Origin of the sequence: Fructobacillus durionis (assembly GCF_900112405.1) — a bacterium.
In the GTDB taxonomy this organism is placed as follows: domain Bacteria; phylum Bacillota; class Bacilli; order Lactobacillales; family Lactobacillaceae; genus Fructobacillus; species Fructobacillus durionis.
Genome location: NZ_FOLI01000004.1, coordinates 48,503 through 71,340, shown reverse-complemented (window position 1 = coordinate 71,340; position 22,838 = coordinate 48,503). Strand labels below are relative to the sequence as shown.

Sequence of the window (22,838 nt, the reverse complement as noted above, 5' to 3'; positions counted from 1 at the left end):
CTGGCTTTTCTTTTATCTTTCTTTAGGTCAGACTTTCGGTCTGGCCTTTTTTGATGGATATTTCCTTTAAAGTAAGGATTACGACAACCCTATAACACCCTTACCAAACAAACAGTCCCGCCATCGCAGCTGAAATCAGAGAAACCAGAATTCCAGCAACTAACATGTAAGGCACTCGGGCAGAAATATAGTCGTTCTTTTCAGGAGAAACCAGTCCCTTAAAGCAGGCAACAATCATTCCAATCGTTCCAAAGTTGGCAAAGGAAGTTAGGAAGACGGAAAGAACAATTCGAGCGTGGTCGTTGGCAAAGAGTCCCTTACCAGCCATCATGTTCTTTGATACTTCCCCCATTACCACGAACTCATTGGTCACCAACTTTGTTCCCATGTACTGCGCCAGCTGGAAGGCATCCCCAACGGAGAATCCCAGCACCCAGGCGAATGGGAACATAATCACACCAAAGATGTTCTCCAGGGTCAGCCACTTCAATCCTGCTAAGCCCAAAATCTGATTAATCAGCTCACCCAAGGAAACAAAGGCAATGACCGTTGCAGCGATAATCAGCACCATTTTTCCGGCACCTAAAATTGATCCACTCAGGAAGGAGAAGAAAGGCTCCCGCTTCCCGCCGTCATCGCTCACCTGCACAATCTCATCGTCCTTTGCCGACACCTTCGTTGGATTCAACAAGGCCGCCACCGCAATGGCGCCCAGAATGTTCAAGGGAATGGCGGTCAGCACATACTGCCCCGGAATCATCTGCGTATAAGAACCAATGATGGCCGCCGAAACACAGGACATCGACATGAGGGCCAAAGTCATGTTCCGCCGTGCTGACATCTGGTTCAACTGGGCCTTGGAAACAGCCAAAACCTCGGTGTTTCCAAGAAACATCATTTCAATGGAGAAGAAAGCCTCAAACTTTGGCTGGCCCGTAATCTTTGATAGGCCCCGTCCAACCCACTTGATAATCCAGGGAAGAAAGCGGAAATAGGCCAGAATATCAAAGAGCGGAATGACCAAGAGCATAGGCAACAGAGCCGCCGTCACAAAGTTCGGCCCGCCATGGTTGGCGGTTAACCAATCCGGGAAGGCAAAGGCAATCCCCTTCCAGGCCGCAGCAACCAACCAGTTAAAGCCGTCAGCTGCGGCCATAACGGCCTGCCGACCAGCCTTAAAGTTCGTAAAGAGCCAGGCCAGCAACAACTCCAAGCCCAAAACAATCGAAACCGACCGCCACTGAATCCGTTTACGGTCATTCGATAGTAGGTAAGCAAGAAAAATAAAAAGCGGAATACTCAAAATATTGACAACAAGAAGCATAATCGACCATCCTTTTCTCTCTTCTAATACGGTCTTTCACTACTAGCCCAGCGGGCTTTTCTACTGTTAGTCAATCAGATAAAAATCAATCCGGCTAGTAAAGTCGCAAACATTTGTTATTTAAGCTAAATTACTACCCTCTTTTGCCACCAGCCTTACGCACGCGCGTAACCCTCCCATAAAATTAAAGAAAACACCCGGAGGATTTCATCATGAAGAGCATTGTAGTGATTGGTAGTTTGAACGTCGACGTCTTGCAGAAGATTGAACGTCTCCCTCAGCAGGGCGAGACTTTAAGCATCGAAAACAAATCCAGCAACTTTGGCGGCAAAGGCGCAAACCAAGCCGTGGCGGCAGCCAGACAGGGGGCCATCGTTTCCTTCATCGGAGCGGTCGGATCGGATGCCGAAGGGCAGACTTTTCTTCAACTATTAGAACAAGAGGGCATCAACACCCGCTTTATCCAAAGTAAAAAGGGACCAACTGGAACGGCCTACATCATGCTCGAAAAGGACGGTCACAACACCATCCTAGTTCACGGCGGTGCCAACGCTGAACTCACAATCGAAGACGTCGAGAAGGCCAAGGACGTGATTACCATGGCCGACGTGGTGGTCGCCCAACTCGAAGTACCCCGCCCCGTTATCCAACGGGGCTTCGAACTAGCGAAAGAGGCTGGTGCCATGACCATTCTGAATCCAGCTCCAGTTACCCAGCGCATTGAATCGGCCATTCTCGAACACACCGATCTCCTGGTCCCAAACGAGACGGAAGCGGCCGCCCTGCTCAACCTACCAGCTAGCACGGACTATAAGACGCTCAAGGACCGCCTCCCCCTCTACCGGGAGCAACTAGGTATCCATAACTTAATCATTACCTTAGGGGAAGACGGCGCCTTCTTTGCCATCGACAAGCAAATCGGCCCCGTCAAGAACTTCAAGGTCGACGTTCAAGACACAACCGCTGCCGGTGACACCTTCATCGGTACCATCGCCACCACAATTGAGCCAGACCTCAGCAACATTGAGCGAACCCTCCAACGCGCCTCTGCCGCTTCGGCCATTGCCGTTTCGCGTCCAGGCGCCATTCCTTCCATTCCGAGCTCGGAAGAAATCGCCCGCAAACTCGCTCCAATGGCCATGTCATAGGAGGTAACAATGAACGCAACAGAGCAAAAGCAACGGGCTGCCCTTGCAGCCGTGAACGAAATCCAAGACGGGATGGTCGTCGGCCTCGGAACCGGATCAACCGCCGCATTCTTCATCCGCGCCCTAATCGAAAAAGCCCATGCCAACGGTTGGCAAATCACCGGTGTTGCCACTTCCAAACGGTCCGCCGAACTAGCCCGAACGCTCGGCATGGTCGTCAAAGACATCGACGAGGTCAACGCCATCGACGTCACCGTGGACGGCGCCGATGAATTTGACAGCTACCTAAACGGCATCAAGGGCGGTGGTGCAGCACTCCTATACGAAAAGGTCGTCGCACTCCGCTCCAAGAAGAACATCTGGATTGTCGACGAATCCAAGCAGTCCAACCGACTGGGCTCCTTCCCCCTACCAGTTGAAGTAATTGAGTTCGGTGCCCAGCAGGTCGCCCTCACACTCCAGCACATGAACCTGCATCCCCGCTTCCGGATGAAGAACGAGCGAGAGCACCTCCTCACCGACTCCGGCCACAACATTATCGATGTTGATATCTCTCATATAACCGATTTAACAACTTTGGCCGATCAACTGAAGTCCATTACCGGTGTTGTCGAACACGGCCTCTTTATCGGCATCTGCGATAAGGTCATCATTGGAACCACCCCTGTTCAGGTCCTGTCCAAGAACTAGCAAGGCTAAGCGTCGTTCAAAGGCTCAACGCCACTCAAGGGATTCACACCCTTCAACCCTCTAAAATCTCCCCGTGGGGGCCAGCCCACTACCCTTCCCAGGGCGAATACCGACCACTCAACCCTTCCTTCGCCCTACTAACATATCCTGGCCCCCGCGCTCATCCCACACAAAAAGCCCTCTCACAGAAACCTGTGAGAAGGCTTTTTCCTATTACAAATGAATTAAAACTCAAATCTTACTTGCGAACCCCATCGTATGGCGTCAAACGAATCTTACCTGACAGGTACTCGCCAATAAAGATATCCGAAATACCCTTGTAGCCCTGTTCAACCACCTGTTGGGTCAACCAGTCCTCATCCTTTTCAATAGCAACCAACACATCTTCGTTGGCTTGACCATCGTAGATGATTGGGTACTTAGGTGATTCATCCCCGTACTCGATCACCGTCAACTGACCGTTTTGTTCTAGCACGGCACGCTTAACCTTGGAAATGTCGTAAACTTCCTGTTCACGCAACTTGAACATCAAGCTCGAAGCCGACTGTCCCGCAGCAATGACCGCGTGAACGTCAACCTTTCCACGGTTAATCAAAATCTTAGGGTTTCCATCAAGCAGGGCCTTGGCATAACGGTTGTGCTCCTTGGCAAACTTCAGCACCAGCACCAGCAGCGTCCAGATAATCATAACCATCATGAACTGGAAAACCGTAATGGCATCGGAGTAAATCGTTCCACCGATAATACCACCAAGCACGTAGTTCTGAACCTGATCCAGGGCGTTGGTTGGCGCCAGGTTTCCCTTACCAAAGATGTTAATCTGGAAGATGATGACTACCAGGCCAATCCCCAGCTTTAAGAATATTGGTAAATAAACAGCCATTACTTTGCCACCTCCGCCTTTGCATTAATGAGATAAACCTGGGTCCGACTGTATGATTTCTGGTCCTTGGACAGGGTAATCTGGTAGAACTTGTTCCCCTCCTTGGCAATCATGCCGTCTTGCAGGGTCGTCGAGTTAAAGGACAGTTCGGACTTCTTCGCCTTCTGGTCCTTGGCGTAGCCCTTGGCAAAGGCCGCCATCTCGTTTTGCTGCGAGTTCTGCGTCTGCGTGTTTTGCAGGTTGTTATAAGTCAAACCGGCAAAAAAGAGGAAGGCCAGAAAGGCGATGATGGTTAGGTCACGGTAACGCATGTTGAAACGATGCCGGAATGAGGCAATCAGCCCGATACCAACAGCGATAAAAGTGACAATCAACAGGGTCAGGTAGACCTTGTTGGTGATGTTGTTTTGATGAACTAAATAATCTAGGGAATAAAATGTCATAAGCCCCTCCACGTTTGTTATTTTAGCACAATGGGCCTTTTTTTCGACAGTTTTTCTAAAAAAAGAAGCGCACCGCAGTGCGCTTCCACCGCCGTTTATGAGAGAAACGGCCTCTTCATTTTTACATCATACCCGGCATGCCAGCTTGTCCGCCCATTGCGGCAGCGCCAGCATCATCAGCCTTTGGCGCTTCGGCCACAACGGCTTCCGTCGTTAAGAGCAAAGCCGAAACAGAAGCGGCGTTTTGCAAGGCCGAACGAGTGACCTTGGTTGGATCAACAATTCCGGCTTCGACCATGTCAACCCAGCGGTCAGCCTTGGCATCGTATCCGGTACCTTCTGGCTGTTCCTTGAGCTTGTTGACGATGACGGAACCTTCGTAACCAGCGTTCTCAGCAATCTGACGAACGGGTGCTTCCAAGGCGGCTACAACCGTCTTCACCCCAGTGGCTACATCCCCTTCGGCTTCCACAGAGGCGGCAGCGTCCATGGCGTTAACCAAGGCCGTTCCACCACCAGCAACGAAGCCTTCTTCAACGGCCGCGCGGGTCGCGTTCAAGGCGTCTTCGATGCGGTACTTGCGTTCCTTCAACTCGGTTTCGGTTGCCGCACCAACGTTGATGACGGCCACGCCGCCAGCCAACTTGGCCAAGCGTTCTTGCAACTTTTCCTTGTCGAATGATGAAGTGGTTTCCGCAATCTGCTTCTTAATCGTTTCAACACGGTCCGCAACCGCTGCCTTGTCGCCAGCTCCTTCAACGATGGTTGTGTTGTCCTTGGAGATGTTGACCTTGTTAGCTGAACCCAATTGCTCAACCGTCACATCCTTCAAGTTCAAACCGAGGTCGTCGGTAATGACCGTACCACCGGTCAAAACAGCGATATCTTCCAACATGGCCTTGCGACGGTCACCAAATCCTGGCGCCTTCACGGCAACCACGTTGAAGGTGCCACGCATCTTGTTCAAGACAAGGGTTGGCAAAGCTTCACCGGTGATATCATCGGCGATAATGACCATTGAACGGCCCTGCTCCACCACTGCCTGCAAGACTGGCAAAATGTCTTGGATGTTACCAATCTTCTTGTCGGTAATCAAGATGTATGGGTTGTCCAAGTTGGCTTCCATCTTCTCGTTGTCGGTCACCATGTACTGGGACATGTAGCCGCGGTCAAAGGACATTCCTTCGACAACCTTCAAAGTCGTCTCGATTCCCTTTGATTCCTCGATGGTAATGACACCGTCGTTACCGACTTTTTCCATGGCGTCCGCGATCAACTTTCCAACTTCTTCGTTAGCCGCTGAAATTGAGGCAATTTGCGCGATTTCATCCTTAGTTGAAACCGTGTGTGACATCTCGTGGAGCTTCTTCACAGCAGCTGCCGTCGCCTTCTCGATTCCAGTTCGGATGCCGACAGGGTTCGCACCGGCCGTCACGTTCTTCAAGCCTTCGCCAACGATGGCCTGGGTCAAAACCGTGGCCGTCGTGGTTCCGTCACCGGCGATGTCGTTGGTCTTTGAGGCAACTTCGGCCACGAGCTTAGCGCCCATGTTCTCGAAGTGGTCTTCCAATTCGATGGCCTTGGCGATGGTTACACCGTCGTTGGTGATGGTTGGTGAGCCGTAAGATTCTTCCAAAACAACGTTGCGACCCTTGGGCCCGATGGTTGTCTTCACTGTGTTTGCGAGCTTATCGACGCCGACCTTCATCTTGGCCCGTGCGTCTTCAGCAAATTTCAATTCCTTTGCCATGTCTAAAACTCCTTTTAAAAATCTTTTTTATGGAAAAGACCGTCCGGCCATCCCGCCGACTGGTCCCATCAAATCTTAATCCAAGATGCCGATGACATCTTTTTCGTGCAAGGCCAGGTAGTCCTGCCCATCGACTTCGATCGCCTGACCGGCGAACTTGTCGAAGAGGACCGTGTCCCCCGCCTTAACCGTCATCGCCAGGGTTTGTCCCGCGTCGGTTACCCGACCAGGTCCGGCTGCAACGACCTTACCCGTCACCGGCTTTTGCTCCGACGCCTGGGCAATGACGATGCCACCAACCTGCTGTTCACCTGTTTCTTCAACCTGGACAATAATCCGGTCTGCTAATGGTTTCAACATCACAATGACCTCCATGAATTCTTTTTAGCACTCGTTTATAAGGACTGCTAATTTCATATCTAGTATAACCCATCCTTGTTACAAAGCCAATAAAAAAGACCGCCTTTCGGCAGTCTGCTAAATCAGTAATTACTTTAAGTTCAAACCCTTATCCATTTTGTACTTCGACAAACGTGGGTCAGGCTTAATCATGTTAAAGAGCTTGGCGTTGTGCTGCGTCCAAGTGGTGTCTTGGCCACGGTCTGCGTAGTAGTCCTTCATGGTCTTGTCGTAGTCTTTAACGGCCGCTTCGACCTGACCCTCATCATACTTGCCTGCCATCACTGATCCTGACAAAGGCAGCTTTGGCTTAATGCCAGGGTTCTGGTCAGGGTAGCCGACGGAGAAGCCCATGATTGGCTTAACGTACTTTGGCAAATCCAATTCCTGTTCGTACAATTCAAAGGCGCCCATGACACCGGCCATGGTCACTGTTCCCAAGCCGAGTGATTCAGCAGCCACTTGGGCACGTCCCAAGGTAATGGAAGCCGAAACAATACCACCTTCCAAGTACTGGTAGTGTTGAATGCGGTCTTCAATGACCTTCTTGTCTTCTTCTGACTGACCAATCAAATCGCGGTTCCAGTCCACGCAAACAACGTAGAAGCGTGGTGCTGATGCAATGTAGCCCATGTGGACCGTATCCGTAATCTTCTGCTTCAAGGCCTGGTCCGTTACTTCAATGAAGGTAACGGGTTGGTAGTTTTGCATGTTTGGTCCGGCAAAGGCCGCTTCGAAGATGGTGTCCATCGTTTCATCGGACACCTCCTTCTCCTGAAAGGCACGAATGGACTCGTGTTCACGCAATTGTTTTAAGACTTCATTATCAACCATGACAACCTCCTGCTTTCGTTGTATACTTATATATTTGGGTGGCTCTACAGCCATTTTACGCTTTCAAAAAATAGATATCTAGGAGAGGTAATGAATTTTTTCCACGTTCACATTGGTTTACGAACCTTTAAAACTGGCCTAACCGTCATGCTCGTCATGCTCGTTTACCATTTCATCGACCGACCCGCCTTTGTTCCGGCCCTTGCCGCCGTCTTCGCCCTACGCGAAAACTGGGACAACACCATGGCCTTTGCCAAAGTCCGTGTCATCTCAAACGTCGTTGGTGGTGGACTCGCCATCATCTACTACCTCATCCGGCAGTACACACATAACGCCGACTGGGTTTCCATCATCTTGGTTCCCCTGCTCATCATGCTCGGCATCATCATCCACAACAAGCTCGACCAAAGCGTCGGCATCGTTGGTGGTATGGCAGCCTTCCTCATGATCGCCCTGACCATCCCCATGGATGCCACCATCGACTACGTCTTCCTTCGTGTTCTCGACGTCTTCGTCGGCGTTCTCTTCGCCATGGTCGTCAACCGCTTCGCCATGCCCGACGAAATCAAAAAGGTCGAAGTTGCCGCCGAAAAAGTCGAAACCGACGTCAAAAAAGCAGTACATAAGATTGATTCAAAGCATCATCAGGATTGATGAGAAAAGGCACCTTTACGGGTGCCTTTTTAAATTACGTATAAATCATACGCAGAATATTAAATTATAGGTGATAAAACTTTAAAATAAGTGTCCAATTCAATTGCGTATACTATTTTTGCATTTCTACTATAATTTTATTTATGGCATCATCAATCTCTTTTAGGGAAAGTACAAACCACTCTCTCGGTTTGATTAGAGTTCCATTTGGCGCTAATATTTCAACCTGTAATTGTGCTGGTGCTAAAACATGGTGTAATACTGTTTCAAATTTATGCGCATCAACGTTCATCACTTGATAATCTCTAACAATTTTCACTGGTGCATATAAATATGTATCTTCGTTCTCTGCATTAGCAACTCGATGTCGAACCGATTCACTAGTATACCCGACTTTATATAGATTATCGATTTTAGAAATCTCAGGGTTACTGGACAGACTCTTCACTACATATATTGATCCTGAACAAATATCATTTTTTAACTCAACGGTTCCTGATTCAATGTCAGTAATAATTTTTCCACCACGAGAGTACATAGAGGCTCCAAAGGCTCTTCTCAACATTTGGCTTTCCGTACCGTTTTCAAAGATAACTCTCATTCGTGCATTAGGTTGATTATCACTTCCTTGAAATTCTTCACCAATTACCTCGATATAACAGATTAAACCTTTTAGAATATAAAATCTTCCAGCATGAATATCATAATTCTTAAATTTTATAATTTTTCTTTGTCCACTAGCGATTTCCTTCTGAACCTTTTCAAACATTGATTCATATTTAGCAAATTCTTTTGAAGCAATCCGTGTTCCCACGTGCTTAGGAGATTTAATCGGTTTTTTTACCTGACTTATATCAAAAATTTTTTTAGATATTTCATTAATATCATCATCTTCTTGGAAGAGGGAAGATACTCCTTTAAGTGCATCATCAAGGCTATCAAAATGATCAGGAATAACAGTATCTTGTTCAATACCGCCGTTGTTAAAATTCTCTGTATTCAGCAAGTTATAAAGATCATATTTAGCAAGTGCCGATTTTCTATTTCCACCTTTATCGTTTCGAATACCAGCCAATTGGTTATAAAGTTTTCTCTCTTCAGATCCAACTTCAGCCTTAGTTGGTTCTTTCCCATTTTTCTCAAACCATGCATTCAAAGAAATTATCTTATCAATATCTGGGTTTTCAGGATGTTTTTTCGATGAATTGTTTTTTTCCCCTTGTTCATCTAAAATATTTTGAAAATCTTTATCTAAAAAAATGTCATCTAAGCTATGAAACATCTTATTCATTATTAACGCCTCGTTTAGCTTTTATCTCTTGCAATTTTGCCAACGCATACGCATAACGGACTTCCATTTCATCAGAACTATTTTTACGGGGCAAGTACCCGTTTTCCTGCTTAAATTGTAAAATTTTTGGGGCCAAATATACTAATTCATCATTATCAAAATGATACTTATCTGCATCAATAGCATTTTGAATAATCTTTAAAGTTGGCACATCAATTGCTCTCGACAACACTTCGTATGCTTTATCAAGTGGATTTATTTGGTCAATAAGATTTATATCAAGTTCATCCACCTTAATAAACTTCTTCCCCATTTTAATGAACTTTTGTTCATCACTTTCCGAACTATCTGGGTTGCTATTTGTTTCAAATTTAGCATTGCGCATCACCATATCCGCAACAACATGCTGACGCACTGTCTCGACTTCATCAGATGATAAATTAGGATATTGTGCCTGAATCACTTTTGGCACAAGAACTTGATTCATTATTTGAGCACTATTCGGAATATTTAGTTTCATCGACTGCTGCACACTCTTATCTGATAGTATTTTTTCTTTTAACTCAACTAAATCTGAACTCAAAATATTTTTTACTGCAGTAGTTGTTGGCTCTTTAATTCCTTTAACAAACAGCTCGCCTGTCAAATCTGACTTTTGTGTTTTGTTTCTCCTAGGTTTAAATTTAAAGTCCGGAGCCAAAACCTGTTCCATAAGTAAGGATGCCGTGATAGCCTTCAACATAGTGTTAACCGTATAATTCACTTCATCATCTTTCGCATCAGGTTGAGCAATCAAATTAGTAAACTGTGCATGCGTTTTATTTGGACTATCTCTCGTAACTCTTCCGATAATTTGTACTATTTCAGTCAGAGAGCCTCGATACCCAATTGTTAATGCATATTCAGCCCATGGCCAATCAAACCCTTCCTTAGCCATTCCAAGTGCAATTAATATATCTAAATCATCTACAGAATTTACTTTTGTCCTTAGATATTCTGCTACCCTGTCTCGGCCTTCAACAGTAACTAAATCAGCAATTTTAAGAAGTTTCCCATTTGTTTTACTTCGAACAAATATTATTCCAGTTTCATCATCAACACTCTCAACGTCACCAATAGTGTCAATAATTGAGTCTACCTCATTCAATTTATCCTTCGAAGATTCTGAAGAATTAACATTAGGAATATGGATAATCATTTTTTTATTCACATCAATTACATCAGCAATAGAGTCCGTATATTTTCCTTGATAAAAATTATAACCAATACCAAAAGATTTCAAATACTGATACCCATCTAATTGTTCATAATACGAATACGTTACTTTATCAAATTTATCTTCATCCTCAGGTGATAGGATAGGAGTATCATCTCCTCTAAAATAAGAACCAGTCATCGCTAAAATATGAGCCGAAGAATTCTTCATGATATTTCTAAGAGCTTCACCTAAAACGGAATTCTCTGCAGCTGAAACATGATGAAACTCGTCAATCGCAATTAAACAATCATCAAATACAGAGTCATTTAGTATCTCCTGATACGCAAATCGCAATGTTGCATGTGTCAATACGAGTACTTGATCATCTGATTCCATAAAACGAATAACAGATTTCACCTTCCCCTTATCGCTACCGGGAGCGGTTAAATTATTTTGTGGTTTTATCTCCCAATCCTCATAAAATCCATATTTTTTTAAATTGGTTGTCTTAAAACTAGAACCAATAGACTTTTCAGGAACAGCAACGATAACCTTTTTTATTCCCTGATTTTTTAACTTATCAATTGCCACAAACATCAATGCACGTGATTTTCCGGAAGCAGGAGGAGCCTTTACTAGCAAATATTTACTATTTCGTTTTTCATATACCTTAGCCTGCATTTCACGCATTCCAAGTTTATTTGTATTTGTACTTTTACCAGTAGCATGATAATCTACATCAACTATATTTTCAGTCATTTATTTTCTTAAAAGCTCCATTTTTTCATTCCAGCACAATACCTATAGATATTATTTAGACATATCTTCATATAAATCTAATAATAAGCTTAGCCTATCTGAATCATCTTCAAAGGGTCGTTGACGATAAGCTCGTTCAACAATGCCATCTAATTTTTTATGTAATTTTTTCAAATCTGCTGGCATTGTCTCTGAATTATAAAGTTCTGCTAAACTTGTCCCATACTGATCTCTTAAGTCTAGGATTTCTTCCATAACCTCACTCATCATATTTTTTCTTTGAGTAGAAATTGCAGGTACTGGGAAAGTATTATAAACAAGGACTTTAGAATATCGGTACCTAGTTTCCAATTTTCCACCTATGGCTTTCAACCAAACCATATGAATATTTGATTCTAACAAAGCCAATACCCACAATGGTGCATCAAAAATAACCATTGCAGAATCAGACACTACTGTTTCCCCACTCACATAACCAAAAGGAACATAATCTCTTTTTTCTGAAGAAACTCTCGGAACAATGATATTCCGTTTAAAACCTTTTTCATCCGCCTTAATTTGGTTTCCCCTTTGCTTAAAGGCCCAAGGGTACTTCGCCGCCTCACGTGTTGATTCAGCTTTTGAATTCTTTCGAAAATCTCGAACCGCATCAATACGCTCTTTAATAAAAGGTATTCCCTTATATTCATCGTACACTTCTTGGTTAGGGAGCCATATTACAAAACGCTTTGTACCTTTAATATATTCAGCTGATCCCGTGTAGGGACGTAATATATTTTTAACCTTAGGATACTGATCAACCATTTTAAGGTACATTTCTTCACTCACACTAAAGGCACCACCATCTTTTGGCATGCTACCCAGATCCATCTCAGGTAATTTGGATAATGGTTTATTTTTTTTCTGCACAATAACATCATTCCCAGCTGTCAAGTAAGCATTGATATGATCTACCTTTTCTACTAATCCATCTTTATATATTCTTGGTTGAATATTTTTCATGTTTCCACTCTCCATTCCAACAATAGTAACCGTCACACCTGCAACTCCTCTAGCAGAATTTTTCCATTTAAAGGAAGGATAAACAAAACTAATTACATTATTTTTTAATAACAGCGGCCATAACATTTCTACCTGTTCTCCCTGAGAAATAGAATTCGTAGAAACGAAAGCCATTTTAGCATTTGAATTAGAAATATACTGGCTCCCCAAAAAGAACCATCCTGAAATATAGTCCATATTTTTCCAGCCTTTCACCAAACTAGAAAAAATATTTTTCATATCCTCTTTTTGACTCTTCCCTTGTTTTTTTCCACCCAAATATGGCGGATTTCCAAAAATATAAACTTCATCATTCAATTCATGGGGCAATAATTCTTGCCAATCAATTTTCAGTGCATTACCAAGTTTAATATCTCCTACTGTTTGTAATGGTAGTGTAGGACGAACCGCATATGGTATCACCTTGGATAATTCGACGTTCATCTGATGCTCTGCTATCCACAAAGAAAGCCTAGCAACTTCATGAGCAAAAGAATCAATTTCAATACCATATAACTGTCCCATGTGTACAGTATTTAATTTATCTTTATGAAGTAAATTAATTTCATTAATTGAATCTAATATTTCCCTAATTTGTCTTGATTTATTTTTTTCTTTTAAATCACTGCTTTCAATTAAATGTATTTGTTGCTTTATAATATTAATTTCAAGTTTTCTCAACTCTTTATATGCGATAATCAAAAAATTACCTGAACCACATGCTGGATCGAAAAGTTTAATTTGTGCAATACGAACTTGTAATTGTTTTAATCTTTTTTGTTGCTCATGCCTATCTGTTAACTGAATAATGTCATGGTATTTATTCGTTAATTCATCTAAAAACAATGGACGGATTACCTTCATGATATTTGGAACACTTGTATAGTGCATTCCTAGATGACTACGATTATCCTCACTAGCCACAGACTGAACCATGGATCCAAAAATATCAGGATTAATCTCTTTCCAATTCAATCTGTTTCCAGCCTCAATAATCATTCTTCGTGACTTTGCACTAAAATTAATTTTTTCATGAGGATTAGTAAATAATTGGCCATTAACATAAGGAAATTTTTCAAGCCATGTTGGTACATTTTCACGGTTTTTATTATCAAGTAAAGAAAAAATATCTGTAATGACTTGATTCATATCAGATCCATCTTCAGCAGTCATCCGCTGAATAGAATCGGTGAATAAAGAAGGAGGGATGATATTTGTATCTTCAGCAAATAACATAAACAAGATACGTATCAAAAAGATATTAAAATTTTCTTCCTGCTTTTCTGACAGATTAGGATTATCTTTTTGTAACTGCTGATAAAGTTTCGCAAATCGTTCCGCAGCCTTTACGTCTGCTGGATTTTCTTTATCATGATCGATTTTTTCAATCCCTTGCCATGGTAAAAAGAAATCATAATTAAAAGGCAACTGTTGAATATCATCAAGAAATAGTGTATCCATCGTCTTATTATCTTTAGCTAAAAAAGATTTGTAATTTGTTATAATAGTAAATCTTGGAATATTCTTATAGTCTTTTAATAGTAATTCAGCCTTTTTAAACTCTTCCCAAACGTTTTTTTCAGTTAACCTATAAAACACCTTATTTTTTATAAATAAATTATCATGTTCTTGATTGCTTTTCTTAGCACGACTTATCGTAGCTTTAGGTATCCCCATTATTTCTGTAAAGTCGTATATAAACTGATTAGGTTTATCAGTTCGTAATAATTCAATTAATTTATCTTCCAATTCAATTAATGACATACTGCTCTTAAACTCCTATTTAAATACATACTTTTATTTTATCATTGCCCATTTTCAAAAATCGTTGCATACGCTCTATTAATAAACATCTAGTAGCTTTAGTTTAGTAACAATCATAGATTATTAGATTTTAAAAATTTAATCTTTTGACAATTTCTTGTTGAACAATACAACATTTAATTTATTTTATTCTACACCCCATTTCGTATAATTAAATAACAAATAGCGCTTTTCTTCCTAGTTTTGTAGCCTATTAAACATCTATATTTTTAATTAGAATTATTTTCTAATTTAAGGCATCATTTTCTGAAATGTTTTTTAAATAAACATAGTTACCTTCATAAGTCCTATCCCCACCACAGTGCTATACTATTCACGAATAAAAATCCATTTAATTGGAAGTAAGAAGGAGAATATGATTTCAAAAGCAGGTATATTAGGCATTGCCGGTGCCGTCATTATTGCTGGGGCTGGTGGTTTTTATTTCGTGGGTGCTAACCACTCAAGCTCTTCAAATAACAGCAGTTCTTCGGCCAAGGTCACCAAGACGAAGACATCAAAGTCTAGCGACAAGAAGAGTAAGGCGATGGACATTCAGGCCATTAAGTCTGGGAACTTCTCATCTGTTGTGGGGACTTGGAAGAATAGTAAGGGTGATAGCTACACTTTTGATAAGAAAGGGCTAGTATCAGCCAACTACACGAGTAGTGGGACAACCAATAGCCTAGCTGTCTACACGAAAGCCGTGGGATCAATGACGCCACCTGCTATTAAAGACGGCGTTTTCAAGACAGATGTTGGACCAAAGGATGGCAATCTAGATGGCCCATCAGCAGCTACACCATTTGTCTTTATTCCTAAGGGGGCTTCAACCGATTCATTCCCATCAGAATCAAAGGATCGCATCTTCTGTGGACAAAGCATGGGTGATGAAAACTACTTCTATAAAGTAGCTGATTCATCTACCTCTACTTCACAATCGAACAGTTCTCAAACTAAGGATGATAGTTCTAGCGTTGATCAGCTTTCTCTTAAAGAGAAGCAGGCCTTAGCCTTGCTCGGTATGCCTAGCGGATTCCAGTCTGACTGGGGAGCAACCAGCCCAGACGATTTGATTAACGGGAAGGCACATCCAATCGTTAACGATAACCAAAACTACGTGCCAAAGGATACGACTTTCCATGGCATTAAGTTGGAACAGCAAAATAGCAAGTACATTCTACGTTTGCAGAACATCCCATCTGGCACTGAAAACCAGTCCGATGTTCGTGGTGTTTTCTACATCAACGGGGACCAAGTGACCTACAAGAAGGAAGGAACCCTAGTTGAAGGTGCGGAGCAAGAGGCAGATGCCGAAACACAAGGTACCGCTTCTCTATCTGCTCTCTACAAGCAGTATAAGAACAGCGACAAGTTGAAGCAGATGGAAAATATAATTCAGGATTAATAATTAAAATTAAAAGGCCACCAGATGATCTGGTGGCCTTTTTGTTGTGATGGATTTTATCCTATTCTAATCCGACATTTTGACGCATTTTTTCATTTGTTAGTGCCGAAATATACCCTAAGACAATATCAAACTCTTCCTGACTAGCTTTAACCTGTAATTCAGCATAACTATTGTGATATTTATTGGCGATAGATTTAGCCAGCATTTCATTTTTCATTGAGCAACTCCTCCATTTCCTCAAACGTATAATTTCTAGGTAATTTAAAATCCAGATCATCGACGTCTGTTTTTATTGATGAGTACTGTCTTAATTCCTGCTATTAGTTAAACAGGTAGGGGCCACAGGAGCAAGAAAAAGAGAGAACATTGGTTATTTAAGAAATGAATACAACCTGTTTTGACTTTTTCATTTACAAATTGATTAGTTAGCTAGTCTTAGTCCACACAAAAAGCCGTCAGCTTTTTCAAGCTAACAGCTAAAATAGTTAATAAAAAGAATTCTTATCGCTTGAAGCGATCATTCATCTCGTTCAATGTACGATTCGTGTCCGCGGCAATGTCGTTGCTTTCACGTTGAGCAGCAGCAACTTCCCGGTTACTTGCTTGAATTTGCTCGGAAGCATCCTTCAAATCACTTTGAACATTTGAGAAACCAGATTGAACTGATATGTCGATTTGAGTTAGATCATCATGCGCTTGTTTTGCATTTTGTGCCATCTGTGCGCCAAGCGTTGCAAGTCCCTCCATCGTTTGCTCTTGATTGTGATGCAATTCTTCCATCAACTCTGTATGATGTTGAGCTTCAACAAAACGGTCTGTCGCTAATTCATTGGCATGCCCCCAGTTAGTGGCTTGCTGACTTTGAATAGCTTCAAGCATCAATTGGTAATATGGCAAAGTTAGACGATACTTGTCCGCCATTGGAAAGGCTTGGGGTAAGCTTTCTTTAATCTTTTCGATGTTTTCAGAAATCTTGACAAGTTCGTGTTCTTTAACATTTTCCATTTGTTCATCAACTTTACTAATAACCTGATCCAATGATTGCAAGTTATTGGTTAGCTTTTGTTGGACACCCTGCAATTCTTCAGTGGCATCTTGGACTTTCTTATCATATTGACGTTGATTTTTATCATTTAATGCTTTTCGTTCATTGGTAAAACGATCATCAACTTTTTGATTTCCACGCTTAATAGCATAAATAGGAAGAAAGAGATGTACTGCAAGCATCCCCCACGTAAGAATTGGATAAATAATAGATCCTTTTCCAGTATATGACGCACCCGATAAAATGATTTCAACAAAAAGAAAAGAATAAACCAGCAATGCTAAACGAGTCCAGTTAACGATAGGTTGAATTGGCAAATAATGATTAACCTTATCAAACATACTGTGATGTTTTTTTAACCAAAAAACAAGGAACCAAGCAACATAAACAGGTAACATCGAAATTATCATGAGGCTCATTGGTGGTGTTGGAATAACCCCGGTTTGTAGGTTTTCTTTCGCTTGACCAATAACAGCCATAGTAATTACTAGATAAATAATTGCAATCGCTGCACCAAGAACGAATAGAGTAGCGAAAATACCATGGCCAATCTTTTTTGATTCTGAAAGATCAACTTGTCCATAGTAAGAAGAATTGCTCCCAAGGAGGCGAGGCTTACTGATATCACCAACATCACCTAACTTAAGACGTCGTGCAATATTATTAATTTGATTGCTTGTTTTTGAGCGCTGACTCTTTAAAGCATCCGCCTTTGAATTTAAAGACCAATATTCATCGGTCAACTTGTCCTTACCATCAACAGCGTCTAAATACGCCCCAACGTACTGCATCTCACCTTTGACTTGATTCAGCATCTTCTCTTGATTCTCGTCCATCATTCTCCTCCAATAATCTGTTATTTTTATAATAACACTTTTATTACTTTTGTTAATATGAGATGTCAATAATTAATATTTTTAAAGTATTTTAATAAAACTGCTATTCCTCTTTTTACCTTCAAAGCACACAAAAAAGCCGCCCGCTCTTTCGAGCCAGCGACTTTTGAAGTTACTTATTAGTGCTTACGTCCAAACAATCCAGTTAAGCCTGCAGCAATTGCTGTTGCCATTGACATGAAGATTAAGCCGGCATGGTTATCCTGCTTAGCAGTTGATGGCAAAGCCGTGTAATTGCGGGTACGGTTCTTGCTTTGGTTCGTAGCCTTCTTGGTATTGGTGTTATCGTTTCCGTTACCACCATTGCCACCGTTGTCGTTATCACCGCCGCCCTTGTTAGGGGTTGGTGCTGGTGTAGGCGTTGGTGTAGGTGTTGGCGTAGGATTTGGCGTTGGGTTAACTGGTGTATCGTTGTTATCAGCGCCACCGCCACCCTTTGTTACAGCCTGCCAAGCATCGGCAGTAGGACCTTGAACACCGTTGTTGGTGAAGGTTGCACCATTACCATAAGCTGGTGAGATACGACCATCCGTGATGCGGGTATCGTATTCAAGGACAACACCTTCATTAGAAGGAAGGTTACCGATGTTAACGGTAAAGCTGTTGGTACCAGTTTGGTGAACCTGGCTAGCTGGAATTTCAGAAACCACGTTGTAGTGCTGTGCACCAGCGGTATAGTTTACCACGTAGGCATGGATTGAACTAGCAACCAAGGAGTGGTTCGTACCATAAACCGTATCGGTCATCGTTCCGTTGGTTGTCGTCATGTTGCTCAAAGCATTGTAACGAACACGCCAGTGGATTAGGTTCTCATCAGTTTGATCGAAGTATGACCACTTGAAGATTTCTTCTGTGGCATCAGGTGTGTCATTTGGATCAATGTGAACTGGTGTTACCCAACCGTTAATTCCCCAGTCGATGTTGTTGTTAGCACCTGGTGTTACCGCACCGCCCTTAAAGGTCAGTGGTAATTCCATGTCACCCTTGACCGCGTGATCCTTGTTGGCGATGGAAGCTGGTTCTTCAAAGGTCAACTTAACGGTTCCAGATTCCTTATCCACGACAACGTGGGCAAAGACGTCACCATTTGGTGACTTAATATCGAAGGAATCATCAGACAAAGGTGTCAATCCGCTAGGGATTGGAAGCGTCAAAGTATCACCGGCCTCGATGTCTTGGTCGGTTGGAATGTTAAAAGTCCACTTTGCTTGCACCGTATCGTAATAACTATAGGTCGTATCAGATGGGTGAGAAAGATCGGACAGTTTAACGCCGCTCACACAGTCATTTGGGTTTAAGGCCTTAGCAGATACCATACTATCCGCATTTGTCAGACCCTTCATCCCCAAAGTGGCCATTGAGAACAGTGCCAAGAGAACAACGACTGGCAAGATAAAGAACTTTGCCATCATCGCCTTCTGTTGGCTCTTATATTGTGAATGTTGATTAACTGTCATAGCAGTGCTCCAAAACGGTTGCTTAATTCTAAGCTGACCTGCCACTCTGTTCCGGTAGCTATTCAGTTTAGTTCCTTAGCACTAGGCTAGGACAACCCTTTTTCTAACTTTATTTTGCACCTTTATTTGGAATATGTCAAAGGTGTTTCGACAAAATCTCGATTATCTCGAATGAAGATTTAACAAAAATAAAAAATCCCCCGGAGAGGGGGATTTTTATATTTAAGAAATATCAATTACTTGGTATTGTCTTGTTCAGAAATCTTCTGTTGATTAGAATCGATGCTATCAATCAACCACTTACCAGCGTCCTTGTCATACTTCATGTGGGCCTTGAGCAAGAATACCTGCGTCAATGTTCCAGAAGTGTGCTTGTCAGGATCAGTGTCTGCCGTGTAGTTGAAGTCTTCTTGCATCTTGAAGGTAGCATCCGCTGTCTTCTTACCAGTTGACTTCACGTCTTGAACGTCGATTGAACCGAAGTTAATGGAATCAGCCGTACGCTTTGACGTCGTCTTGTTGTTCTTAATCATCTCAGTGAAGTCCGTGTAGGCCTTGTTATCAGAACCGTCCGTGAAGACGTCTGATGCGGTCGTTGAACTTGAGCTATCTGAGTCGCTGCTTGCACCGATTGATGAAAGCAAAGAAGCCATTGATTGAAGGGTTTCTGTGGCATCATCCTTCGTCATCTTGTTCTTTGATGAAGAAGATGAACTAGATGATGACTTCTCAGTGTAGATGTAGACACGGGCAGTTGAGCTATCACCCAATTGTTCGCTGTCTGTACCCTTGTATGAGTCACCGTCTGATGTACCAGATGCTGTAAACTCGTAGAGTCCAGGTGCTTGGTGCTTAACCGTAATCACGCTGTCTGAATCCGAGTCGTTGTCCAAGACTTTACCGTTGGCCTTCACTGTTAATCCAGATTGGTCGGTATAAACCTTAACCGTCACTGGACGAACAACCACCTTGTAGTCGTCAAAGATTAGGAACTTCTTACCAGACTTCTTCAACTGAACGCCGTAGGCGTTTGACTTCAACAAGTCCTTCACATCGGACTTGCTGTTGTACTTGCTTGACTTCATGAGGTCAGCCAATGGAGCCGCTTCACTACCAGTCAACTTCTTCTCGTTATCCGCCCAAACTACGTTCTTGCTATACTTGTCCAAGCTGTGGCTGTTCAACATTGTGGCGGCACGATCCATTGATGAATCGTATGAGTAGTAGTTCTGGCCAAAGAAGTAGCCAGCACCCAAGAGCACGATGATGATAATCAATGAGCGAACACCCCACTTCTTACCCTTACCAGACTTCTTCTGATTCCGGTGTGGCGTTGCCGGTGTCGCTTGTTGAGCAGACTTTTGACGGCGTGGTTGTACAGGTTGCTGAGTCTGTACTGGTTGTGTTGCTTGAGTTGGCTGCTGAGCTTGAACAGGCTGAGTAGGCTGCGATGGCTTAGCATCCCCCAAGAAACGACGTTGCTTCACTTCGTCGAATGAAGGCTTACGGTTATATTGCTTTTCGAATTGGGCGACCCAGTTCTTTAGTTCGTTTTGAGGCGAAACCGATTGAGCTGGTTGAGACAAGGCAAAACCATTTTGCTTTGCTTGCTTGAATTCGTCAAGCGAAGGTTCACGACCATTTTGACTTTTAAAGGCGTCGAGCCATTCTTGTTGCGTCATGGTATTAGTACCAGATTGATGACTTCATGAATGTTGTGGCAGCTGAGTCCAACATTGGTTGGAAGACGCAGCTTACCAAAACAACAAAGACAACGGCAGTGATAACAAATTGAAGCAACTGCCACCAGATGATGTCCATCTTCTGGTTTGAAGCCAAGTTCTTTTGGATGAATTGGAAGGCAACGATCATTGTAATGACGAAGACAACGATACCTGCAATTGACATGTTAAATGACATTGGGTCATCGATTGCTGACTTGAAGGCGCTGTAGTCTGACAATGATGGTGTGCTTGCAAAGAATGAGTACAAGAAGCCGATGAAAGTCAAAACAGTAGCGGCTGGGAAGATCACCAAGTACTTGTTCAACATCACTTGGAAGTTTTCTTTCTTGTTCAACAAAATGGCCATTCCAACGAAGGCAGCCAAGAAAAGAACAATGCTAATCAAAGCAGAATCGATGAATGTTGAGTTCAAGAATGAGCTCATCGCTGACTTAGTTGATGAACTAGCACCACCTGATTGGCTGTTCAATTGATCCAAGACACGGCGCAAGTAGTTCCATGGTGTCAAAGCTGCAAAAATAACAGCCAATGCAAATGAAATCCACAAGAACATCTTGTTTGGCTTTTCATCGTTCATGAACTTTGTTGGTGCCATCGCACGTTCCTTGAACCAAGCAAAGTAGTTACCGGCTTGCTTCTTGAATTCTTCAACCTTTTCGTTTGGTTGTGCTTGTTGTGCCTGTGCAGCTTGAGCTGGTTGAGCAGTTTCCTGTGCAGGTGCTGCTTGTGCTGTTGTAGCTTCTTGGAATTCACCCTTTTGCAAGGCTTCTGCTACTTCCGCATCATTTGGCATGCGGTCGTTAACAGCTTGGAAATATTCTTCCCATTCTTTACGAGTTGACATATCTTCTCTCCTATTTCATTTATATTAAATAACAGTTAAAATTGTACCACTTATCAGAGTTTTATTAAAAATATAACCGACATTTTAGGCCAATTGTTCGACTTTTTATGAAAGCTTAACTTTTAGGGCAGTAAAAAAGCCGGTCTGACCGGCTTTTTCTAAATAAAATCGAATGATTCTAATAATTAGTACGAGTATGAACTTGATGATGTCGCATTCGAAATCGTGTTGGCAATCTTATTACCCAAAGAACTAAACTGTGGGTCCACGATAACAGCCATCACAATCATCGTAATCACAACTGTAATCACGATTTGGATGATGAACCACCAAAAGGCATCAAACTTTTGTCCCTGGATGCGGGCTTCGATGACCATTTGGAAGGCCTTATAGTAGGTCAAACCGATGGCGAAAGATGGGATGGCAATCAAAGGCAAGATGGTAAGAAGCACGCTTGAAATACCGTTCATCAATGGTGTGAAGTTACCGTTTTCGAAGGCGGATTCCAACATGTTTTCCCATTCGCTAGTCGATGGCATGGCAGCAATGTATGAATAAACAAAGCCAATCAAGGCAATCAATGAGATGGCTGGGAACCATGACAGGTAGTCAGCACAAAGGTTCTTGAATCCCTTACCATTTTTAGCTGTCAGGAATAGTCCTGGCAAAGCCACTAAGAACAAAAAGATAAAGGTAATAAAGAAGGTTGTAAAGATTGGCGATGTCACTTGATCAGAAATCTTGTTAATCAGTGAAGTATCCGCTCCCTGCTGTTCCTTCGCCCAGGCAAAGATACGGCGAGTGATGTTCCAGAAGATACCAGCTGACAAAAGCACCGTAATCAAATAAGAAATGATGGCATAGCCAAAGTGTGGCTGCTCTGCTCGGCTAGCTGCATTCACTGGATGCAAAAGCGCATCCTTATACCAGGCCAAGAAGCCCTTAAACTTGCCTTCTTGGTTAGCAGCTGGTGCTGCTGCGGTTGGTGCTGCCGCTGCTTGTGATGGCTGTGCCTGACTAACTTGCGCTTGTGGCTGGCTAACCTGTGCTGCTGGTTGCTCCGCTTCAAATTCACCCTTTTGTAAGGCTGCTGCAACTTCATCAGGGGTTGGCTTTCGACCGTTCAATAGTTCGAAATAGTCTTCCCAATCTTTCTTACTTGTCATGTTCTCTCCTCTGCTTTCATAAAAGCTCTATAAACAGTGAAAAGTCTACCACAAAAA

19 protein-coding genes are annotated in these 22,838 nt (G+C 42.8%); 4 read left to right on the top strand and 15 right to left on the bottom strand.

Features of this window, described 5'->3' with window-relative positions; all coding sequences use genetic code 11:
* Positions 1–100 precede the first annotated feature (100 nt).
* Positions 101–1,324, bottom strand: coding sequence for a NupC/NupG family nucleoside CNT transporter (locus BMZ93_RS04415; RefSeq protein ID WP_091502576.1), 1,224 nt, complete (start codon positions 1,322–1,324; stop codon positions 101–103).
* 212 nt (positions 1,325–1,536) lie between these two features.
* Here BMZ93_RS04415 and rbsK point away from each other — a divergent pair, with 212 nt between their 5' ends.
* Entirely contained in the window at positions 1,537–2,472 is a 936-nt protein-coding gene (gene rbsK / locus BMZ93_RS04410) for a ribokinase (RefSeq protein ID WP_091502574.1), read from the top strand.
* Positions 2,473–2,481: 9 nt separating this feature from the next.
* Positions 2,482–3,162, top strand: a complete 681-nt coding sequence (rpiA, locus tag BMZ93_RS04405) for a ribose-5-phosphate isomerase RpiA (protein ID WP_091502572.1) — start codon at positions 2,482–2,484, stop codon at positions 3,160–3,162.
* 238 nt (positions 3,163–3,400) lie between these two features.
* Here the strand turns inward: rpiA and BMZ93_RS04400 are convergent, their stop codons facing one another.
* The 5 genes from BMZ93_RS04400 to BMZ93_RS04380 form a co-directional block, all read right to left on the bottom strand.
* Complete coding sequence (locus BMZ93_RS04400) at positions 3,401–4,045, bottom strand: DUF421 domain-containing protein (protein WP_091502570.1); 645 nt, start codon at positions 4,043–4,045, stop codon at positions 3,401–3,403.
* The gene (locus BMZ93_RS04395) at positions 4,045–4,488 is read right to left on the bottom strand and encodes a DUF3290 family protein (RefSeq protein ID WP_091502568.1); all 444 of its coding nucleotides are present in this window, start codon (positions 4,486–4,488) and stop codon (positions 4,045–4,047) included. Before BMZ93_RS04395 ends, BMZ93_RS04400 begins: the two co-directional genes overlap by 1 nt.
* 121 nt (positions 4,489–4,609) lie before the next feature.
* On the bottom strand, positions 4,610–6,238 hold the full coding sequence (gene groL / locus BMZ93_RS04390; protein ID WP_091502566.1) for a chaperonin GroEL: 1,629 nt from the start codon (positions 6,236–6,238) through the stop codon (positions 4,610–4,612).
* 75 nt (positions 6,239–6,313) lie between these two features.
* Positions 6,314–6,598 (bottom strand): co-chaperone GroES, encoded by a 285-nt coding sequence (gene groES / locus BMZ93_RS04385; protein ID WP_091502565.1) that lies wholly within the window; start codon positions 6,596–6,598, stop codon positions 6,314–6,316.
* A 129-nt stretch (positions 6,599–6,727) separates the two neighbouring features.
* The gene (locus BMZ93_RS04380) at positions 6,728–7,471 is read right to left on the bottom strand and encodes a nitroreductase family protein (protein ID WP_091502563.1); all 744 of its coding nucleotides are present in this window, start codon (positions 7,469–7,471) and stop codon (positions 6,728–6,730) included.
* A 90-nt stretch (positions 7,472–7,561) separates the two neighbouring features.
* Between BMZ93_RS04380 and BMZ93_RS04375 the strand changes: the two genes are divergently transcribed.
* Positions 7,562–8,125 carry an FUSC family protein gene (locus BMZ93_RS04375; protein ID WP_091502561.1) on the top strand — a complete coding sequence of 188 codons (564 nt, stop codon included), beginning with the start codon at positions 7,562–7,564 and terminating at the stop codon, positions 8,123–8,125.
* Positions 8,126–8,237: 112 nt separating this feature from the next.
* On the opposite strand, the gene BMZ93_RS04370 is transcribed toward BMZ93_RS04375, so the two are convergent.
* Genes BMZ93_RS04370 through BMZ93_RS04360 form a run of 3 tightly spaced genes read right to left on the bottom strand, consistent with a single transcriptional unit; the run spans position 8,238 to position 14,178 of the window.
* The gene (locus BMZ93_RS04370) at positions 8,238–9,416 is read right to left on the bottom strand and encodes a GIY-YIG nuclease family protein (RefSeq protein WP_091502560.1); all 1,179 of its coding nucleotides are present in this window, start codon (positions 9,414–9,416) and stop codon (positions 8,238–8,240) included.
* On the bottom strand, positions 9,409–11,373 hold the full coding sequence (locus BMZ93_RS04365; RefSeq protein WP_091502558.1) for a DEAD/DEAH box helicase: 1,965 nt from the start codon (positions 11,371–11,373) through the stop codon (positions 9,409–9,411). The genes BMZ93_RS04370 and BMZ93_RS04365 overlap by 8 nt, the downstream gene beginning before the upstream one ends.
* Before the next feature lie 51 nt (positions 11,374–11,424).
* Complete coding sequence (locus BMZ93_RS04360) at positions 11,425–14,178, bottom strand: class I SAM-dependent DNA methyltransferase (RefSeq protein WP_091502556.1); 2,754 nt, start codon at positions 14,176–14,178, stop codon at positions 11,425–11,427.
* A 415-nt stretch (positions 14,179–14,593) separates the two neighbouring features.
* Here BMZ93_RS04360 and BMZ93_RS04355 point away from each other — a divergent pair, with 415 nt between their 5' ends.
* Positions 14,594–15,625, top strand: a complete 1,032-nt coding sequence (locus BMZ93_RS04355) for a DUF6287 domain-containing protein (RefSeq protein WP_091502554.1) — start codon at positions 14,594–14,596, stop codon at positions 15,623–15,625.
* A 61-nt stretch (positions 15,626–15,686) separates the two neighbouring features.
* Here the strand turns inward: BMZ93_RS04355 and BMZ93_RS06585 are convergent, their stop codons facing one another.
* The 6 genes from BMZ93_RS06585 to BMZ93_RS04330 form a co-directional block, all read right to left on the bottom strand.
* The gene (locus BMZ93_RS06585) at positions 15,687–15,845 is read right to left on the bottom strand and encodes a hypothetical protein (protein WP_159427787.1); all 159 of its coding nucleotides are present in this window, start codon (positions 15,843–15,845) and stop codon (positions 15,687–15,689) included.
* Positions 15,846–16,129: 284 nt separating this feature from the next.
* Positions 16,130–17,509, bottom strand: a complete 1,380-nt coding sequence (locus tag BMZ93_RS04350) for a TDT family transporter (RefSeq protein WP_091502552.1) — start codon at positions 17,507–17,509, stop codon at positions 16,130–16,132.
* Positions 17,510–17,688: 179 nt separating this feature from the next.
* Positions 17,689–19,026, bottom strand: coding sequence for a collagen binding domain-containing protein (locus BMZ93_RS04345; protein ID WP_091502550.1), 1,338 nt, complete (start codon positions 19,024–19,026; stop codon positions 17,689–17,691).
* 236 nt (positions 19,027–19,262) lie between these two features.
* Complete coding sequence (locus tag BMZ93_RS04340) at positions 19,263–20,708, bottom strand: zinc ribbon domain-containing protein (RefSeq protein WP_091502548.1); 1,446 nt, start codon at positions 20,706–20,708, stop codon at positions 19,263–19,265.
* A gap of 4 nt (positions 20,709–20,712) precedes the next feature.
* Entirely contained in the window at positions 20,713–21,615 is a 903-nt protein-coding gene (locus BMZ93_RS04335; RefSeq protein WP_091502546.1) for a hypothetical protein, read from the bottom strand.
* A 185-nt stretch (positions 21,616–21,800) separates the two neighbouring features.
* Positions 21,801–22,781 (bottom strand): hypothetical protein, encoded by a 981-nt coding sequence (locus BMZ93_RS04330; RefSeq protein WP_091502544.1) that lies wholly within the window; start codon positions 22,779–22,781, stop codon positions 21,801–21,803.
* Positions 22,782–22,838: the final 57 nt, after the last annotated feature.